At 63.6% G+C, this 17,525-nt stretch carries 18 protein-coding genes; 9 read left to right on the top strand and 9 right to left on the bottom strand.

Annotated features, from left to right (window positions below; all coding sequences use genetic code 11):
- The first annotated feature begins 2 nt into the window (after nt 1-2).
- Nucleotides 3-347 carry a hypothetical protein gene (locus FGL95_RS22530; RefSeq protein WP_169590964.1) on the top strand — a complete coding sequence of 115 codons (345 nt, stop codon included), beginning with the start codon at nt 3-5 and terminating at the stop codon, nt 345-347.
- Here the strand turns inward: FGL95_RS22530 and FGL95_RS22525 are convergent.
- On the bottom strand, nt 344-1,471 hold the full coding sequence (locus tag FGL95_RS22525) for an acyl-CoA dehydrogenase family protein (RefSeq protein ID WP_169590961.1): 1,128 nt from the start codon (nt 1,469-1,471) through the stop codon (nt 344-346). The genes FGL95_RS22530 and FGL95_RS22525 overlap by 4 nt on opposite strands.
- 9 nt (nt 1,472-1,480) lie before the next feature.
- Nucleotides 1,481-2,656: an acyl-CoA dehydrogenase family protein gene (locus tag FGL95_RS22520; protein WP_169590958.1), complete on the bottom strand. Its 1,176-nt coding sequence runs from the start codon at nt 2,654-2,656 to the stop codon at nt 1,481-1,483.
- Nucleotides 2,657-2,745: 89 nt separating this feature from the next.
- Here FGL95_RS22520 and FGL95_RS22515 point away from each other — a divergent pair, with 89 nt between their 5' ends.
- Both FGL95_RS22515 and FGL95_RS22510 read left to right on the top strand, forming a co-directional pair.
- The gene (locus tag FGL95_RS22515; RefSeq protein ID WP_169590955.1) at nt 2,746-3,300 is read left to right on the top strand and encodes a histidine phosphatase family protein; all 555 of its coding nucleotides are present in this window, start codon (nt 2,746-2,748) and stop codon (nt 3,298-3,300) included.
- Between the two features lie 13 nt (nt 3,301-3,313).
- The gene (locus FGL95_RS22510; RefSeq protein ID WP_169590953.1) at nt 3,314-3,793 is read left to right on the top strand and encodes a RidA family protein; all 480 of its coding nucleotides are present in this window, start codon (nt 3,314-3,316) and stop codon (nt 3,791-3,793) included.
- Nucleotides 3,794-3,804: 11 nt separating this feature from the next.
- Here FGL95_RS22510 and FGL95_RS22505 read toward each other — a convergent pair whose 3' ends face one another.
- Nucleotides 3,805-4,260 (bottom strand): hypothetical protein, encoded by a 456-nt coding sequence (locus FGL95_RS22505; protein ID WP_169590951.1) that lies wholly within the window; start codon nt 4,258-4,260, stop codon nt 3,805-3,807.
- Nucleotides 4,261-4,858: 598 nt separating this feature from the next.
- On the opposite strand from FGL95_RS22505, the gene FGL95_RS22500 reads away from it, so the two are divergent.
- Both FGL95_RS22500 and FGL95_RS22495 read left to right on the top strand, forming a co-directional pair.
- On the top strand, nt 4,859-5,821 hold the full coding sequence (locus FGL95_RS22500; RefSeq protein WP_169590948.1) for a cellulase family glycosylhydrolase: 963 nt from the start codon (nt 4,859-4,861) through the stop codon (nt 5,819-5,821).
- 37 nt (nt 5,822-5,858) lie between these two features.
- Entirely contained in the window at nt 5,859-7,145 is a 1,287-nt protein-coding gene (locus tag FGL95_RS22495; protein ID WP_169590946.1) for a hypothetical protein, read from the top strand.
- Here the strand turns inward: FGL95_RS22495 and FGL95_RS22490 are convergent.
- The 6 genes from FGL95_RS22490 to FGL95_RS22465 are packed head-to-tail and all read right to left on the bottom strand — an operon-like array spanning nt 7,107 to nt 12,918.
- On the bottom strand, nt 7,107-8,396 hold the full coding sequence (locus tag FGL95_RS22490; protein WP_169590944.1) for a tyrosine-protein kinase domain-containing protein: 1,290 nt from the start codon (nt 8,394-8,396) through the stop codon (nt 7,107-7,109). The two genes, FGL95_RS22495 and FGL95_RS22490, sit on opposite strands and share 39 nt — an antisense overlap.
- Nucleotides 8,396-9,727, bottom strand: coding sequence for a tyrosine-protein kinase domain-containing protein (locus FGL95_RS22485; RefSeq protein WP_169590941.1), 1,332 nt, complete (start codon nt 9,725-9,727; stop codon nt 8,396-8,398). Before FGL95_RS22485 ends, FGL95_RS22490 begins: the two co-directional genes overlap by 1 nt.
- Before the next feature lie 4 nt (nt 9,728-9,731).
- Nucleotides 9,732-10,538: an SGNH/GDSL hydrolase family protein gene (locus FGL95_RS22480; RefSeq protein WP_169590939.1), complete on the bottom strand. Its 807-nt coding sequence runs from the start codon at nt 10,536-10,538 to the stop codon at nt 9,732-9,734.
- Complete coding sequence (locus FGL95_RS22475; RefSeq protein ID WP_169590928.1) at nt 10,531-11,223, bottom strand: SGNH/GDSL hydrolase family protein; 693 nt, start codon at nt 11,221-11,223, stop codon at nt 10,531-10,533. Before FGL95_RS22475 ends, FGL95_RS22480 begins: the two co-directional genes overlap by 8 nt.
- Before the next feature lie 7 nt (nt 11,224-11,230).
- Entirely contained in the window at nt 11,231-12,343 is a 1,113-nt protein-coding gene (locus FGL95_RS22470) for a glycosyltransferase (protein WP_169590925.1), read from the bottom strand.
- Nucleotides 12,344-12,345: 2 nt separating this feature from the next.
- Nucleotides 12,346-12,918, bottom strand: coding sequence for a DapH/DapD/GlmU-related protein (locus FGL95_RS22465; RefSeq protein ID WP_169590922.1), 573 nt, complete (start codon nt 12,916-12,918; stop codon nt 12,346-12,348).
- Nucleotides 12,919-13,072: 154 nt separating this feature from the next.
- On the opposite strand from FGL95_RS22465, the gene FGL95_RS22460 reads away from it, so the two are divergent.
- From FGL95_RS22460 to FGL95_RS22445, 4 genes are read left to right on the top strand one after another with little or no spacing between them, the layout of a single operon-like run.
- The gene (locus FGL95_RS22460; protein WP_169590919.1) at nt 13,073-14,350 is read left to right on the top strand and encodes an O-antigen ligase family protein; all 1,278 of its coding nucleotides are present in this window, start codon (nt 13,073-13,075) and stop codon (nt 14,348-14,350) included.
- On the top strand, nt 14,347-15,234 hold the full coding sequence (locus tag FGL95_RS22455; protein WP_169590916.1) for a glycosyltransferase family 2 protein: 888 nt from the start codon (nt 14,347-14,349) through the stop codon (nt 15,232-15,234). Before FGL95_RS22460 ends, FGL95_RS22455 begins: the two co-directional genes overlap by 4 nt.
- Complete coding sequence (locus FGL95_RS22450) at nt 15,231-16,031, top strand: glycosyltransferase family 2 protein (protein WP_169590914.1); 801 nt, start codon at nt 15,231-15,233, stop codon at nt 16,029-16,031. Before FGL95_RS22455 ends, FGL95_RS22450 begins: the two co-directional genes overlap by 4 nt.
- Complete coding sequence (locus FGL95_RS22445) at nt 16,021-17,502, top strand: lipopolysaccharide biosynthesis protein (protein WP_240963225.1); 1,482 nt, start codon at nt 16,021-16,023, stop codon at nt 17,500-17,502. The genes FGL95_RS22450 and FGL95_RS22445 overlap by 11 nt, the downstream gene beginning before the upstream one ends.
- The last annotated feature ends 23 nt before the right edge of the window (nt 17,503-17,525 follow it).

Here is a 17,525-nt window from a genome sequence, read left to right as displayed (position 1 = left end):
ACATGAGCGCACGATGGCGGGGTGCTGCAGGCCCAGCGATAGCGACGTCCGCCATCGCGCTCGGCATCGCCGTACTCGCAGCGTGCGGCGACGGCGCAAATGATCACGTCGTCCCGCCGCCGCTCAAATCCGGGTTGTCGTCAGCCGTCTCGCTGACCACTGCATCGACGACGCCGGCGGTGACGGTCCCGCCGTCACCGACGTGGCAGATCGCGCCCGAAACCACCGAACGACCGCGGCCGCCGGAGACGACGACGCGGCCGTCCCGGACGCCCTACACCTACACACCGAGGACGACGACCCTGCGGACCAGCCTGCCTGCGGCAAGTGATCCCGACGAAAACTAGAGCTCGACCATTCCGTAGTCGGCAACGCCACTGGCGAGGACGCGCAAGTGATCGTCGGTGCCGCCGTAGGTGCGCTCGATCGCAGTTAGTCGACTGAGGTAATGGCCGACCGGATATTCGGCGGTCACACCGATGCCGCCGTGCAGCTGAATTGCTTCCTGACCGATGTGGCGAGCGGAGCGCCCGATCTGCAGCTTCGCGCGCGACGCGATCACCGGATCGACGATGCCCTCAGCCAACGCCATCGTTGCGTACAGATTCATGCTGCGCGCCAGCTCGAGCGACACATACATATCTGCGGCCCGCTGGGTGAGCGTCTGGAACTTCGACAACGTCACGCCGAACTGCTTACGTGTGCGTAGGTAGTCGGTCGTCAAACGGAGCATTTCTTCCATCGCACCGACGGCTTCGGCACCGGTCGCCGCCTGGGCACCGATGATCGCAGCCTGAATGTGCGCACTCGCGTCGACGGCTTCGCCGAGCGGCTCGGCAGACGCGTTGTCGAACTCGATCTGCGCTCCGCGCAGGCTGTCGAACGTCGCGAAGTTGCGCCGCACAACGCCGGACGCGGTGGCGTCGACCAGGAACAGCCCGACCCCTCCCCCAGGCAGCTGCGCACTGACAACGAGCACGTCGGCGCAATCGCCGTGCAGGACCGGATGCTTCTTACCGGTCAGCGTCCACGAATCACCGTCTTGGGCAGCGGTCGTCGTGACCTCCGGATACGGCCACCTGGTTCCCGGCTCGCCATGGGCGAAGGCCAGCAACGTGTTTCCCTCGGCAACCTCGCCGAGCAAACGCGCACGCTGCTCGTCGGAACCGGCCGCGGCGACAAGGCCGCCCGGCACCAACACCGCGTCGATGATCGGTTCCGGCGCCAACCGCCGACCGACCTCGACCAGTACGGCCATTGTCTCGACCGGTCCAGCGCCCATGCCGCCGTCTTCTTCGCTGAAACTCAAACCGAGCAAACCGATTTCGGCGAGCTTTCCCCAGACTTCCTTGCTCCAGCCGAGGTCCGTCTCGGTGACCTTCAGCCGCTTTTCGGGGTCGTAGCTGCGGGAAAGGAGGTCGCGGGCGGTGTCGCGCAGCAGTTCCTGCTCTTCAGTGAACTCGAAATCCATTGTCCTGCCTCACAGTCCGAGAATCGTCGAGGAAATGATGGTGCGCTGCACTTCGTTGCTGCCGCCGTAGATCGACGTCTTGCGATAGTTCAGATACCGCGGTGCGGCCAGCTGCGCCCACTCGGCGGAGGCCAGGTCGTCACCCGCCTCGTACGGCAGCGAATCCGGACCGGCGACGTCGACCAGCAACTCGGTCGCGGCCTGCTGCAGCTGCGAGCCGCGCAGTTTCAGCACCGACGATGCGGGATTGGGCTTGCCGTCAGCCGAGCCCGCGACAACGCGAAGCTGAGTCAATTCCAGTGCGAGCAGCTCGTTTTCGATCTCGGCGAGGCGCGCAGCGAAGTACGGCTCTTCCAGCAACGTTCCGCCGCCGACCTTGGTCTGCGCGGCGTGCTCCTTGGCGTGCGCGAGCTTCACCTTGGTGCGTCCGACACCGGTTATACCCGTGCGCTCGTTGCCGAGCAGGAACTTCGCGTAGGTCCAGCCCTGGTTTTCCTCGCCGACGAGTTGATCTGCCGGGACGCGAACGTCTTCGAAGAACACCTCGTTGACCTCGTAACTGCCGTCGATCAACTTGATCGGCCGGACCGTGACGCCGGGCGACTTCATGTCGATCAGCAGGAACGAAATACCGGCCTGCTTCTTCGGCGCATTCGGATCGGTGCGGACGAGGTTGAAGATCCAATCGCCGTACTGACCGAGCGTGGTCCACGTCTTCTGGCCGTTGACGATGTAGCTGTCGCCATCGCGGACCGCTGTGGTGCGCAGCGATGCCAGGTCCGAACCTGCATCGGGCTCGGAAAACCCTTGCGACCACCAGATATCGAGGTTCGCGGTCGGCGGGAGGAAGCGTTCCTTCAACTCCTGCGACCCGAAGTGCGCGATGACCGGACCGACCATGCTCGCGTTGAACGTCAACGGCTCCGGCACGTTGGCCAGCTGCATCTCATCGAGCCAGATGTGGTGCTGGATCGGCGTCCAATCCTTACCGCCCCATTCGACCGGCCAGTTCGGGACCGCGAGACCCGCAGCGTTCAAGATTCGCTGTGTGGTGACCCAATCTTCCTTGCGCGGTTCCAGCCCACGGCCGACTCGGTCACGGATTTCTGCGGGGATCTCCGTCGTATAGAACTTTCGCAGATCGTCGCGGAAGGCGACTTCTTCGTCAGTCAGCGCAAGTTTCATCGTGGCCCCTCGCGAGCGCATAGTTATGGTGGCCGGACAGCCGCCAAATGCCACCATAACTATGCGCTCGACGGACGGAGTTTTCGGCCATGACGTTCATCGCTCTCGTGCGACATGGCGAGACCGACTGGAACCTGCACGGCCGGTTGCAGGGGTCATCCGATATCCCGCTCAACCGCACTGGGCGAGCGCAGGCGCGCGAGGCAGCTCACCACTTCACCGACCGAAACTGGGACCTACTCGTCAGCTCACCGCTCTCCCGCGCCAGCGAAACAGCCGACATCATCGGCGAACATATCGGGTTGACGCGGTCGGCTACCTACGACGACCTGGCCGAACGGCATTTCGGCGAGGCCGAAGGAATGACCGATTGGGAGGCTTATCACGAGTGGCCGCATGGTTGGTATCCCGGCTTGGAACCACGTAGCTCGGTCGCGGAGCGCGGGCTGCGCACCCTGAGCGCACTTGCGACGGACAACCCCGATTCCGCCATCATCGTTGTCACCCACGGCGGGGTGATCCGCGCGATAATCGACGTAGTGCACACCATGCGGTCGCCGCGCATTCTGAACGCCGCGGTCAGCACTCTGAGCATCGACGACGACGGTTGGCTGGTGCACTCGATCAACGGCGTCGACGTGTGAGGCAGGAACGCATATGCACATCGAAACCAAGCTCGCCGACCTCGGATTCGCACTCCCCCCTGCCCCTGAACCACCGCCCGGATTTCAGTTCGCCTTCGAATGGGCGCGTGTGCGGGGAAATCGGGTCTATCTGGCCGGTCACGGCGCGCAGAACCCGGACGGATCGTTAGCCGGACCGTTCGGGAAGGTCCCGTCGGAAGTCTCGGTCGACGCCGCGTGCGACAGTGCCCGCCTGGTTGCGGTCTCGATGCTCGGCAGCCTCTCGCGCGCCATAGGCGACCTCGACCGGATAACCGCCTGGCTATTAGTGAGCGGGATGGTCAACGCGGACAGCGGCTTCCCCCAGTCGACGGTTGTGCTGAACGCCTTCAGCGATTTCCTGCTCGTCCTGTTCGGCCCGGACATCGGCGCCCATGCTCGCACCGCCATCGGCGTCGCGAGCTTGCCGATGAACAGCTCGGTCATCGTCTCTGCCGAAGTCGAGATCTCGTAACGGTTCGACGATCAATTTCGACAAGGTTTGGAATCGGCCCACACCTCGGTGAAGCCCGCAATCGACGACGGATCGCCCGAAGCGGAGAACGGCTCGAAGAATGCGAACCGAGAAGCCCATGCCTTGATCCGGGGATCCCTAACGGTCTGCTCGGTTCCGTCCGGCAGTGACAGAGTCGCGGTATCTTTCGCCACGCATATTTCAACCGAATGAATCGTCTTGCCATCTTCGGCGAGTGGCGGATTAAATGTCCCGGACGCAATTGATAACAATTCGACGCCGCCTTTATCTCTTTCTGGTGCCACCGAGTAGTTCCAACTGTCGCTGTCGACGATAAAGTGCAGCGGCATTTCCGGCGACGATCCGTCGATGAAGTGCGCAAGCTCACCGGTCACCGCAGCCGCCGCAACGCCGGGAGATTTCCCCTTCGCGGGCGAGATGATCCACCGGAAACCGATTCGCGTCACCGCCCGCTCCAACGCATCGGTCTGGAAGTATCCGGCGGCAGGACTGGCGGACCCGGTCGGACGAAACGTCAACTGACCATTGATAATTCGGGGCGTCGACCCAGGATCGGCCGACTCGGCCACATGGGCTGGCGCGCCGTTGGAAAAGGTTGCTGGAGCCGGTCCGTCGGGCAGCTGCGAGAAATCTCCGTAGACCTCGGAGGCCGTGGGCGCAGCCTTGGGAAGCGGACTGAATTCGGGCGCGCCCGACGCGCAGGATGTCACCGAAACCGTCACCGCGAAGACGATTCCGATCGGTCTGAAAGTTCCGAGATCAGCGAAACGCATTCGATTACCCCCACTGTCCGGTTTGCAGGGGCTTGAATTTCGCCGCACGACCATTCATCCTTTCGAGGAGCGATGGCGCCCTTATCGATTCCGCACGTATTCCCATTCTGCATTTGCCCCAAAGTGAGGTTTTCCCGTGAAGTTCCTGCTGCATGGAACACGACACCGTATTCGCTCGGCTAGGCGCACCGTAACCATCGTATCGGCGGCGACCGCCATCGTTGCTGCGGGTTTCATCGCCCCTCCGACCGCTTCGGCCGCAACAGGACCCATGGCGCCAGGACTCGTCGGCGTGACCGCGGTGACGACGACCGGCGCTGCTGCGGCGTCGCAAACCAGGGACTTCCAGGCCGTCACCAATGCTCGATTCAAGGCGGTCCGGCTATCGATCGAATGGCCCGACGTCGAGAACGTCAAGGGCGTATTCAACTGGGCTACAACCGATCAAAAGGTCAACGCCGCCGCTGCTGCCGGCTTGAACATCCTCGGCCTCCTGACCTACACGCCTGCCTGGGCAGCGACGGCAGAGGGAAGGAACTTCATCCACCCGGCTCCGGCTGATCCCGCAACGTTCGCCAACTTCGTCAAGCTTGCCGCCCAGCGGTACAAGGGCTCGATCAAGAACTGGGAGATCTGGAACGAGCCGAATATCCAAGCCAGTTTCGCGCCGAAGCCCGATCCCGCGAAATACACGACAATGCTGAAACTGTCTTATGCAGCAATCAAGGCGGTTGATTCGAGTGCCACCGTCATTTCGGGCGGCCTTTCCCCGTCCATGGACGACGGCACGAACATCAGCCCCTACATGTTCGTTCAGTACATGTACTGGTGGGGCGCCAAGGGCAGCTTGGACGGCCTCGGCATCCATCCATACAGCGCCCCCGGCCTGCTGAGCCAGGGTGCGGACTGGAACTCGTCGAAGAACGCGATCACCGTCATCAATTGGTTGCTGACGGCCTTCGGCGACGGCGGAAGACGGCTGTGGACAACCGAGTTCGGCGCCCCGACGTCGGCCACCCAGCCATACGGAGTGACCGAAGCCAGACAATCGGAGATCTTGGTCGACGGCATCAATTACCTGCGATCGCTGCCCAACGCCGGACCGATCTTCCTTTTCGACTTTCGCGACCTCAACACCGGAAGTCCGAACGTCGAATTCAACTTCGGCCTGGTGCGGACGGATTACTCACCCAAGCCGTCACTTGCCGCAGTTCAGGCCATGCTCGGAGCCTGACCCTCGAACACAGCCGTTCGATGGGTAGATTGAGTCGATGGCCGAGTCGACGAAACGCTTCAAGGCCTCCGGCGGCGACCTGTTCATGTCCGGCGGCCGCTACATCGGCATAACCGGTCCGGTGGAGCAGCGATCGGTCGAGTCGGTGCGGAAAGCGTTGGTCGAAATCGCTCGAGCGGGAACGCAGACGCGAATCGGCCTGCGATCGAGCCAGTCGAGCGCCACCTGGGCCTTCGATCCAGTACTGCGAAGGGACGCGGTCCGCGAGATCCCCGGCCCGTCCAACGTCGCGGGACTGTCCGCCGCCGCCGAGTCGGTCCGTCGAGAGACCGGCCCAAAGCCGTCGTTCCAGTTGATCTTGTGCGGCAACTATCTCTTCTTCGACACCGACCACGGTCTCGGCGACGGAAAGCTCTTGGTCGATTTGATTACGGCCGTCGACGAGTACACGTCGACGGGCACGCTCGGTGCGTGGGCGGACACCCCGGAAACCCGGCATGCGTTGGCCAAAGCGGTGTTTCGCTGGTTCGTGGTGCGGCCGAAGCATGTACGCCAACTGGTACGCGTGCGGAGTGCGTTCCGCGAGATGCGATCCGCGAGTTCTTCCGAGCCGCCCACCGACACCGGGCTGCTCCCCTGGCAGCCATCGCACGCCGTCAGTTTCGCCGTCTCCCCCGGTTCCGTCGAAACCGAACTCAGGCAGTGGCGAAAGCACAACGCGCCCAACGTTAGCGGCGCGCTCCTGGCGATGATGCTCTTCCGCAAAGCATTTCGCGCAGTCGGTCTGCACGCGACCGACGACCTCGTCGTTGCCGTGGACTGTCGTCGCTACCTGCCGAAAAAAAGTGTCGTCAACGGAAACTTCGTGCTCGGGATGAGTGTCCCGATACACAGCGAGACGCCGCTCGACGACGCCGCTGCCGCCTTGTCCGCTGCCTACGAGTCAGGACTGCCGTTGGCGTGGCTCGGTTTCGCCTCCGCTGTGACCCGCGTGCGGCGCAAGGTCGTGACCGTTCCGGTCGATACGGTTCCCGCGCACCCCCGCATGCGCATGATGTACACCGACCTCGGCCGGCCACCGACGCTCGCGAAGTCGAAATGGGTCGTCGATGAAGGGCGGATGCTGACCGGGTTGCTGGATACCGCCGGACCGGAAGCGCTCACGATCATGGCCACCGTGATCGACAACGATCGGACGTTCTCGGCATCGTTTCACGACAACGTCTTTCCCCGAGAGAAGATCGAGGCGGCACTGCGGATGGTGACCACCGACCCGATCGCGCTGCTAACCGACCAGCACCGCACCGAGCGGGCGCGCACCTGAGGTTCGCAGTTCTTTTGTCGCGCGCACAACATCTTTGCGACGCGCGACGTCCGGATCCACGACCAACAAGGTTCCGTCCGACACAGCAGCCAACACCGAAGCAGCGCTGCTGCGGTCCATCGGTGGGGTATCGATCACGATGTAGTTGTACTCGGCCAGAAGCGAAAACAACGCTTGGCTGACCACATGCGACGGCAGTAGCGGGGCGACGTCGCGGCCAGTGCCGACCGGAACGACGCTGAGGCAGTGTTGGATCGTCTTCTGCACGACGTGATCGAGAGTCAGGTTCACACTGATCAGATCGATCAAACCAGGGCTGGGAGCCAACGAAAGTTCGCTGGCGAGAACCGGGTTCGCCGAATCTGTCTCGATCAACACTGTCGAGCGGTCGGTCTCGGCGAACGCGATAGCGAGGTCGAGCGCTGCGTGGACCGTCGACTCACCGGTTTTCGAACTCGTGACGACGATAATCCGAGGCTCGGGGTCCATCGACTGCAACGCAACCCGCACCTTCCGATACGCCTCGGCCTCGGGGGTGTCCCACGAATTCATCTGAGCGCGACGCTCGTCCGGACTTCGGTCGACGACTGTCACCGGACCCAGAACGGGCAGTCCGGATGCCGCCGCGAGCTTGCCGACCTTGCCGACCGACCGATCCGTCAGATGCCGAAACGCGACGAATGCGAGCCCTATTACGAGACCGATGATCGCCCCGTACAGCGCGAACGGAATCAATTTCGGAAAGGTGGGGCTGTCGGGGACCGCTGCGGGACTGACAAGTGTGACGACCACGCGAGCTTGGGCCTGCCCGGCAGGAGTCTCCAGCGGTGTGATGTAGGAGATGAATTCTTCGGCAAGCTTGTTCGCGATCGCAGCGGAGCGCTGAGCAGAATCGTCTTTGACGCTGACGTTGATCAGTACCGTTTTCGGCACCGCGGTGGCAGTGACCTTGCTCGCCACCTCCGATCCGCTCAGCGGCAACCGCAACGCGTCGACCACACGTTTGCCGAGGATCTCGCTGCTGAGCATGTCGGCGTAGGAGCCGGCACGCTGTTGCGAGAACTGGTCGCCCTGGAACGACTCGGTCGACGTCGTGCCGCCAGTGGTACTGACGAACAACTTTGCCGACGACGTGTACTGCGGCGTCAGCACGAAGGTCAACCCGATGCCGACACCGATGCCGATCACCATCGCGACCACCGGTATCCACCATCGATCGCGCAACGCGGCAAAAGCCTTGTTCGAGTTCATTATTTGGCCGTCGTTTCCTTTACACGTGCATGCCTGGCAGCTCGCGCAGTTGCGCGCTTCGCCGGAGGTAGATCGTTGAACACAATTCCCCCAATGGGGTGACCGGCCTCGCGGAACTCGCCGGCCAATCGCGAGAGCCGATCGAAGCGGGTCCGGCCGGCTTGGGCGACGACCAGGACGAAGTCCGCATGCCGCGCGAGTCGAAGTGCGTCACTGTATTTCGCAGCGGCAGCAGTGTCGATGAGAAGCCAGTTGCTGGTGAGTTTGACTCGGTCCAACAACAGACCGACTCGGGGCGAGTCGATCATGCGTCCACCGTGAGCGCCGACGTCACCGACGGGAACGATCGTCATCCCATCGCGCCTGTTGCTTTCGGTGTCGCTGGGCGACGTTCGGTCTATGACCACATCGGCAACGGTGACGGGGTTCAGCGACCGGGTGAGACTGGCAACGAGGGAATTGCGCACATCGAGATCGATCACGGCTGGGCGCGAGCCCTCGTCGCGAAACACGCGCGCGAGTTCCAGCGCGAGCCACGTCTTGCCCGCGCCTGGTTCGGTCGAACAGATGAGCACGACGTGGGAATCTGCATCCGAACCCTCCGTGACCGTCGTCGTGAGATTGCCGCGCAGCTGCCGATAGGGCTCAACCGGGTCTGCGTCGGGAGCAAGTACAGCGAGAACGGGCGCGCCCGCGGCCTCTTCCGCATCCTCCGGCCGGCGAATCTTCGTGTCGAGCAAGGCCAGAACGACGGCCAACCCTGCACCCGCCGCGAGTCCCGCGCCGGTCGCTGCGGCAAGCAGCAAGATCGGCGGAAACCCGCCCGGCTTCGCGGGGAGTGTGGGCGGCTCGACGACGATCAATTCCGCGCGGGGCGTGAGGGCTCCCGGAATCGTTTCGATCGACGCGACCTCTGCCTCGAGCTCGTCGATATAGGTCTGATTGATCTGTCGCGCCAACCCCGGGGACTTCGCTTTCGTCGTCAGCTGTATCAACACGGTGCTCGGGATGGCGGCTGCTTTCGTCGACGCGATCAGCTCAGCAGGTTCCATGTCGAGGCCGAGATCACCGATGACCCGCCTGGCGAGCTGCTCGCTCTGCAGCAGCGCCACGTAGGAAGGCGACCGCTCACGGGCGAACTGGTGACCCTGGTAGTAGGTATCGGCGTCGTCGCGCGGAGTGGACACGAACACCGACGACACCGATTCGTACTGCTTGGGTTGCACCAGCAGCAGTGCAGCGGTTCCACCGATGATGATCAGCATGACGAGGACAACCCACCGCCATCGATCACGCAGGATCCTGAAGTATTCGCCGAGCGTTTCGTTCATCGAATCATCTGGTGTCGCCGAGGCCATCAGCTGCGAGCGTGGCGGCAAGCTTGTCGCCGAGGAAGCGGCTACCCGCCGCGTTCGGATGGACGTTGTCCGATCCGATCAGGGGCGCGACATCGATTCCGGCGATCCAGCCGAGAGCGTTGGGGTCGATGAACACCACATCTTTGAGGTCGGGCTTGGCGCGAAGCGCCTTTTGCAACCAGTCCGCAATCGGGACTGCGACGCCGGAGTTGTTGGTGGCCTTGAGCGCCGAATCACGCAGGTACCAAGGAGCAACGACAACGATGCGAGCCTTCGGCCACGCAGCCTTGACCTGCTCGACTGTGAAGACAAAGGAATTGGCGACGTTTTCAGCGCCGTACACCACGTCGTTGCGGCCGCCGTCGATCACGACGACGTCAGCGTCGTATCGACTGCGCAGGCTCGGAATGCGCTCGTAGAAGGACGTGGACTCGGGGCCTTCAGCGCTTTGCGGCAGCCGATGGTTCGGTCCGCCGTTGATGAAGCCGGTCCCGGGCACGACTGCAAGGTTGCAGTTCCAGCCCATGCTGGTCGCCGCTAGGCAGGCGTAACCGAGGTCTGGCAACGACGGCGGACCCATGGTGTAGCTGTCGCCGATGAACAGCGCCGACTTCGCAGAACCGTCCTGTTCGGTTACCTCCGACGCCGCTGCCGCCGCCTCGGCGGCGATCGCCGGGTCGGACTGCCGATGGCTGATGACCACGATGCTCACCACGGCGGCGACGGCGACTCCGAGAGCCAGAACTCCGACACCAGCCCAGCGCTTTCTCGATGAATCAGCCAAAAGGAACGCCGCCCGCTCGTAGTGCGTCGGTCAGCGAATTCGCCAACACTCGTTGACCGGTATCGGTGGGCTGCGAGTCGTCGTTACGGAACAAGCCTGGTTTGGCAAGCCAGGGTTCGTCGACGAGGCTGAGGTAAGTGAGCTTCAGATTTCGCACCGACGTGCCGACGGTCTCATCGATCTGACGGACGACGTCGGGCGCGGGAACCTCGTGCCAGAGCGGACCCACCACGATGATCTTGGCGTTCGGCGCGGACCGAGCCAGCTTCGCAACCAGGTCCGACACTGCTTGACCGATGAGGTCCAGCGGCTGGCCGACGTCGAACAATCCGCCGAATACGACGATGACATCCGGCTTCGATGCGAGCGCTTTGTCCAATTGCGCTGCGAACGGACCCAGTCCGCCCGCATCGGCCAAGTATCCGGAAGCTGGCACGCTGACGTTGCTCACACTGGCACCTGTGGACTCGGCCATGAGGGTCGGCCACACCACGGAGTTCTTGACTCCAGCGCTGTAGGAATCACCGATGACCGCCACCCGCAAGGTCTCCTTCGGAGTCGGCGGCGTCTCGTTGCTGTTCGCGATCAGGATGTAGGCAACGAGGCCGGTGACCGCCAGCAGAGCGACGACAAGCAGGGTCGTCGCGGCGGCTTTGGCACGTGGGCGGCGTCGAGGAGAGTTCATCTACTGATCAGCTGCCTTCTATTGCGCACCGGTACGACCGTTGCAATTGCTCGGAAACTCTCGGCATACCGAGCTCGTTCAACACTGCAGCACGTCCTCGCGCGCCTGCGGCTCTGGCAGCGACGCGGTCGCGAACCAGCGTCGCGACGGCCGCCGCAATCGGCTCGACGCCTGGTTCGCAGACGATCCCGCTCTGCGTTCGAGTGACAAGATCGGCAAGTCCGCAGTCGTGGGTGATGACGACCGGCAGTCCCACCGACATCGCTTCGAGCACCGACATCGGGTATGGCTCGTTCACTGACGGCAGGACATACACGCTCGCGCTCCGCATCCGCTCCGGACCGGCTCCGCTGGCGATCGCGCCCTCCCACGTGATCGCCGCCGTCTGCGCAATCAATGCCGACACAGCAGCACCTTCCCCTTCGTCGGGTCCGACGAGGGCGAACCGGGCATCGACGCCGTCCGCGAGCAAGGCACTGGCAGCACGCACGAAGTCGACCGGCCGTTTGCGCTCGTGCAGGCGGGCCAGATACAGCACCTCGGGAACGTCGCCGGACTCCTCGATCGGTTCGTAAGCGGGCACGCCGTTGTGCAGCGCCGTCAACCGGACCGTGGGCCCCGCGATCGTCGTGAGGTCCGTGCGTTCGAGTTCGGTCAGGTAGAAGACCTCCGCTGCGCCGCGGAGGATCCGTCGAACGAACAACAGGTCCAGCAGCGGCGCGAGCGCGTTGGACCTCGGCGCGAGCATGCCGTGCGGCTGGACGACGTACGGGATGCCGAGTAGGCGCACAAGCACGGCGAGCGGCAACAACACAAGATCGCGAGCGAGATGTAGATGGACGACGTCGAATTCGCGACGCCGCTGCCACAGCCAGCGCAGTAGCCCCGGCGCGGTCAGCCCGGCAAAGCCGACGCCAGGCACCAGCGTGCGAGCGGGCGACAGCGCGAGCGGCACGCCCTCTTGTTCCACAGGGATTGATTCGTAGCCGCGCACGCCCGCGGACAGGGTCACGTCGTGGCCGAGTTTGCGCAGCGCTGCCGATTGATTCAACGCAACCCGGACCGGACCGCCGTACGCGCCGTCAGGACTCAAAAGTGTGACGGCCTGCAGAATCCGCATGCTCAGGACTTCTCGATCCGTCGCACCAGCGGCTGGACCGAACCCCGTGGAGCAAGAACGAGCGACGACGGTGCGACGTCCTCGGTCACCAACGCTGTCGCCCCGACGACTGAATTGGCACCGACCCGGACGCCGCGCAGCACTACCGCGCGCATCCCGATCCATACGCCGTCCTCGAGGGTGATCGGGCCGTTGTCGTATTCGAAAACCGGGGAACGATGATCGTGGCTACCAGCGCAGAGGTAGGCCTGCTGGGATATGCAGACGTCGGATCCGATGGTGATCCGTTCGAGGTTGAGCACCTCCGCGCCGACCCCGATCCAGGAGTTGTCACCGATCGTCAGCTTCCACGGCCATTGAATCGATACGTTGTGCCGAACCAGAACGCCTGTACCGATCTCGGCGCCGAAGGCTCGCAGAATCTTGATGCGCAGACTGTTCGGGCACCACACGCGAGTGAAGAGAGCAGACGAAATCGCGACCCAGAGAGCCTGTGCAACGATGCCTCGGCCCTTATCGTACGAGCGCCCGCGCAGCGCACCGAGCGATCGGTCGGAGGCATGTTGAGTACTCACGAAGAGGCCCTTTCGGGATTGCCTCGTCCCCGTCCGAGGTGAAAGATCGGCTTGCAGCCGGTAACGATACCCAACTTACCCGGGATATCTCCCTCGCAGCGAGACGGCGAACGCCCGGCTTGGGCGCAACCAATCAGGAGGCGGTAGGTCGACCATGACCGCGTCCACCCAAGTGCGTGAACCCTCGACGGCCCACTTCAACAAGACATTTTCCGAGCGTCGCGAATTCGGCAAACGAGCCGTCGCTGCCGCTGTTCTGATCGCGCTCGGTGCGCTGTCGGGCCTGCAGGTCATGGGCTTCACGGTCACGCTGTTCAGCGGCATCTGTTTGCTGGTGGCACCAGCCTTGCTCCTGCGCAAGCTGAGTCTCGGCGACTGGATTCCGATCGCGCTGGCAACGGTCGGACTCGGCGGTTTTCTCATCTCGTCGCGCCTGAATGCCGTGAGCGTCCTCGACCAACGAGTGTTCCAGTGGGCAGCGTTCGGCCTCTACTTCATCGGTCTGCTGGTTCTTGCAGGCAAGGATCTGGAGCGAGTTTTCGCGCTCGCCACCGGTGTCGCGCTTGGATCGTGCATCTATTTCTCGACCAAAGGCCTACCGGCGCTGGGCACGCCGAGCATCGAGTCGTTCTGGAAGTACGCCTATGCGCCGTGGCTCACGTTGATCTGTCTCTACGCCCTCGTCTTGATGCGGGTCTCATTGCGGCTGCAGGCAGTCGCGCTGATCCTCCTTGCCTGCGCGAGCCTGGTTCTCAACTACCGCTCGCACGCGCTCGTCTGCCTTGGCGCAGCGGCCGTCCTTCTGGTCACGGATTTCGCACGCGGACGGATCGCGCGGTGGCTGCAATTCGCGTTCGTCGGCGTGGCCGTCGCCGCGTTCGGCAGTTTGCTTCCCGCCGTTGCGAAGTCGGGCGTCCTCGGCGCAGCGATCCAGGAGAAGACGGAGTTGCAGGACTCCGCGGGCGTGCCGTCGATCCTGGCGGGCCGAACCGAGTCGCCGCTCTCGGTGTCCGCGATCATCGAGAAGCCCTGGTTCGGCTGGGGTTCGGCGAACAACATCACCAATGACGTCTTCGACCGCGGCGAACGGTTCGCCGCGCGCATCGGCTTCGATTCGAGCATCGACCTGAACATCAACTGGCACCTGCCGAACGGCGATGTCTCGCTGCATTCGACGTTCTTCAACGCCTGGGCCGAAGGCGGCGTGTTCGCCGCGCTGCTGCCGATCGGTTTGCTGTGCGCAGCATTCGCCGTCGTGTGGAACAGTCCCAGATATGGGTTGTGGGGAGCGATGGCTGTCGTGATAGCGATTCAGGCCATCTGGGATCTGCTGTTCTCACCGACGTCCTACAACATCCTGCCGATCTTCGCGGTCCTCGCCGTCGTCTTCGCCTCCGTTCATCTCGTCGACCGGACCGACCGCGCCGCATGAAACCGACCGTCAGCGTGGTGATCCCGACCATCGGTCGTAGCTCACTATTTGCCGCAGTGGAGTCCGCTTTGGCTCAGACGTACCCCGTCGCGGAAGTGATCGTCGTCGTCGATGCCAGCGGCGAGGTCGCTGTTCCGACCGACGATCGCATCAAGGTGATCCACACTTCGGGTGGCCTCGGCAGCAGCAGAGCGAGACAATTCGGCATCGATTCCTCGACCGGCAGTGTGATCGCATTGCTCGACGACGACGATGTGTGGCTACCGGAGAAAGTCGCCAGCCAACTCGCGGCCGTCAGCGACTGTTCCGACGAATGGATCGCCTCGTGCAGCGTGGAGGTCCGGGGTGACGGGCCGCCGCGGGTGTGGCCGCGACGGCTGATCGAACCTCGACAACCAGTGGCGGACTTCATCTTCCGGTTCCACTCCCCCAGGTTCGGCGGCGCCAGCGTGCAGACGTCGACCCTGCTGTTTCCGCGGCTCGTGGCCGAGCGCGTCCCGTGGACGGCACCACGCGGCACGCTGCACGACGATCCGACCTGGCTGTTGGCGGTCCGCAAAGAATTTCCGGACGTGCCGATCGTTCAGCTCCGCGAACCGTTGGTGCGCTACGACCTCAGCCACGGCTCCCTGTCGCGGACCGGTCGCGACCAGAGTGCAGGCTACATCGCCTGGGGCCGCGAGCATCTCGCGTCGTCGAACCGCCGAACGCGGGGCGACTATTTCCTGACCAGCCCCGTCGCATCAGCGATTGCCGGAGGTTCGCTTCTAGGAGTTCTCCGATCGATTGCGACCGGCCTCCGATACGGCACACCGGGCCCAGGGGCACTCGTATACGCGTTCGCAGCCATCGCGCGGGTACTGCTCGGGAAGGTCAGATCATGAAGGTCTCGGTCGTGACGATCAGCTTCCGCGACCTCGACGGTCTGCGCAAGACGGTCGCCAGCGTGCGCGAGCAAAAGAGCACCGCAGACATCGAGCACATCATCGTCGACGGCGGATCCGGTCCGGCGACCGTCGAGTATCTGCAGTCCCTCGATCCGCAACCGGCGTATTGGCAGTCGCAACCGGACAAGGGCCGCTATGACGGCATGAACCAGGGCATCGCGCGCGCGACCGGCGACATCGTGTGGCTGATGCATTCGGGCGACTGCTTCTCCGATCCGGACGCGATCGACTACGTGGTCCGGCAGCTCGACGACCCCCGCAACGTGTGGGGGTATGGGAAGGTCCGGCGGGTGGGCGCGAACGGCGAAGAGCTCGGCACCCTCGGCTACATTCCGTTCGATCTCCGCAAGTTCACGTCCGGCATGAACACGGTTCCGCACCAAGGCACATTCATCGGCGCGGACCTCGGAGCGAAACTCGGTCCGTACGACGAGACGTTCGGACTGGCAGCCGATCAGCTGTATCTGTTCCGCGCCGCGCTCGACCAGTTGCCCATTGCCCTGGACCGCGTCGTCTGCGACTTCGACGCCACAGGCGCAGGGACCGTTCGGCCGATCAAGCACAACTTCAATGATCTGCGCAAAGCCTGGGACCTCATCGGGTATTACCCACACGGCAATCGCACGCGAGATCGCCTGCAATCTCGCGCCATGGAGTACCTGGTGCGCACCATCTTCGCGACCAAGCGACTGCTCGACCGCGCACCGCGCAAAGACTTCGGTGATGGCAACTAAACGTCGTCCCGTCACGGCTGCTCAGCAGTCGGGCAGGCATCGAACGGTGAAGGGTAGGCACCGGCCGTCGAATGTCGTTCGGACGTCCGTCGAGGACATTCAGCCCATCGGAATGCTGCGCGCAGACACCGATTCCGCGCTCAACACCGAAGAGCAGCGCGCTGTGGTGTGGGGGACGATCTTTCGGGTGATCGGCACGCCGGTCGTCGCACTGGTCGGGCTGCTCAACACAGCGATAATCGTCAAAGAAACCGGCGAGGCCGTGTTCGGCGTCGTCGCACTGATCTCGACGATCAGCTTGTTGTTCCCCTTCGCCGATCTCGGGATAGGTGCAGTCGTCACCAGTGCGAGTTCGCGCCCTGGAAACATCGCCGACGACCGAATCGCCGTCGCCACCATTCAGCGTGCGTTCCGCGTGCTGAGTTTGGTATCCGTCGGCCTGGTCGCGGTCCTGATCACCGTCATGGCGTTCGACGCGTGGGGCACAGTCATCGGACTGACGACAGGTCCGGATGATCGCTGGATCGTCACCGTGGCGGCGTCGATCTTCGCGCTCACGCTGCCGGTAAGCCTGGGCACCCGAATTCTCATCGGGATCGACAAGAATCAGCTCGCCGTCCTGATCTTGATGTCGAATTCGGTGTTCGGCCTACTGATCACGTTCGGACTGCTGTTCTCCGGTGCGACGGGAATCTGGTACGCGATCCCTGGCGTGGCGGGTGCATTGATCGGCAACGTGCTCGGCACGATCGTGGCTCTGCGCATGTCGGGCATCGGGAGCGCAGCGTTTCGGTCGCCGCCGGCGGACCTAGCTGACGCCAAGCTGCTGTCCGGGTCGGCGTGGATGTTGGTCGCCAGTGTCGGTCTGCCGCTCGGACTGCAATCGCACCGCGTGATTCTTTCGCACCTGTCGACCCCTGAAGAGTTGTCTCGCTACGCGCTCATGGCGCAGATCTATGCACTGGGCTGGTCGGTCTTCTCCACCGCAGGCATGGCCTATTGGCCGGTGTTCGTCAAACGGCGCGACGACCACGACGGGACTGTGTCGCTCTGGCTCAAGATCGTCTACGCATTCGGCGGCGTCTCGATTGTCGGAGCCATCGGCATCACCGCGCTCGGCCCGTTTGCAACGTCGATTCTCTCGAGCGGGCGGGTGCACACGACGACGGTTCTGGCGTTGGCGTTCGGACTCTTACTCGTCGTGCAGTGCATTCATCTACCGTCCGGCGTGCTGTTGACGACGCCGACAGAGATGCGCTGGCAGGCATTCTGCATCATGGCTATGGGCGTCATCAGCGTCGTCGGCGGCATTGCGGTGGCGCCCGAATACGGTGCCGCCGGCGTCGTCTTCGTGGCTGCGGCCGCCGTGCTCACCGCGCAAGTGTTTCCCGACTTCGCGAACGTGCCCAAACTAGTCCGGCGGCGAGCCCCAACGCCGGACGACGAATCCGCCCCTGCCGTGGCCATCTGAGGTCGTGAGTCTTTTAGGAGTCC

The organism is Antrihabitans stalactiti, assembly GCF_012932915.1.
GTDB lineage: Bacteria > Actinomycetota > Actinomycetes > Mycobacteriales > Mycobacteriaceae > Antrihabitans > Antrihabitans stalactiti.
This window is presented reverse-complemented; position numbering and strand designations above follow the sequence as displayed.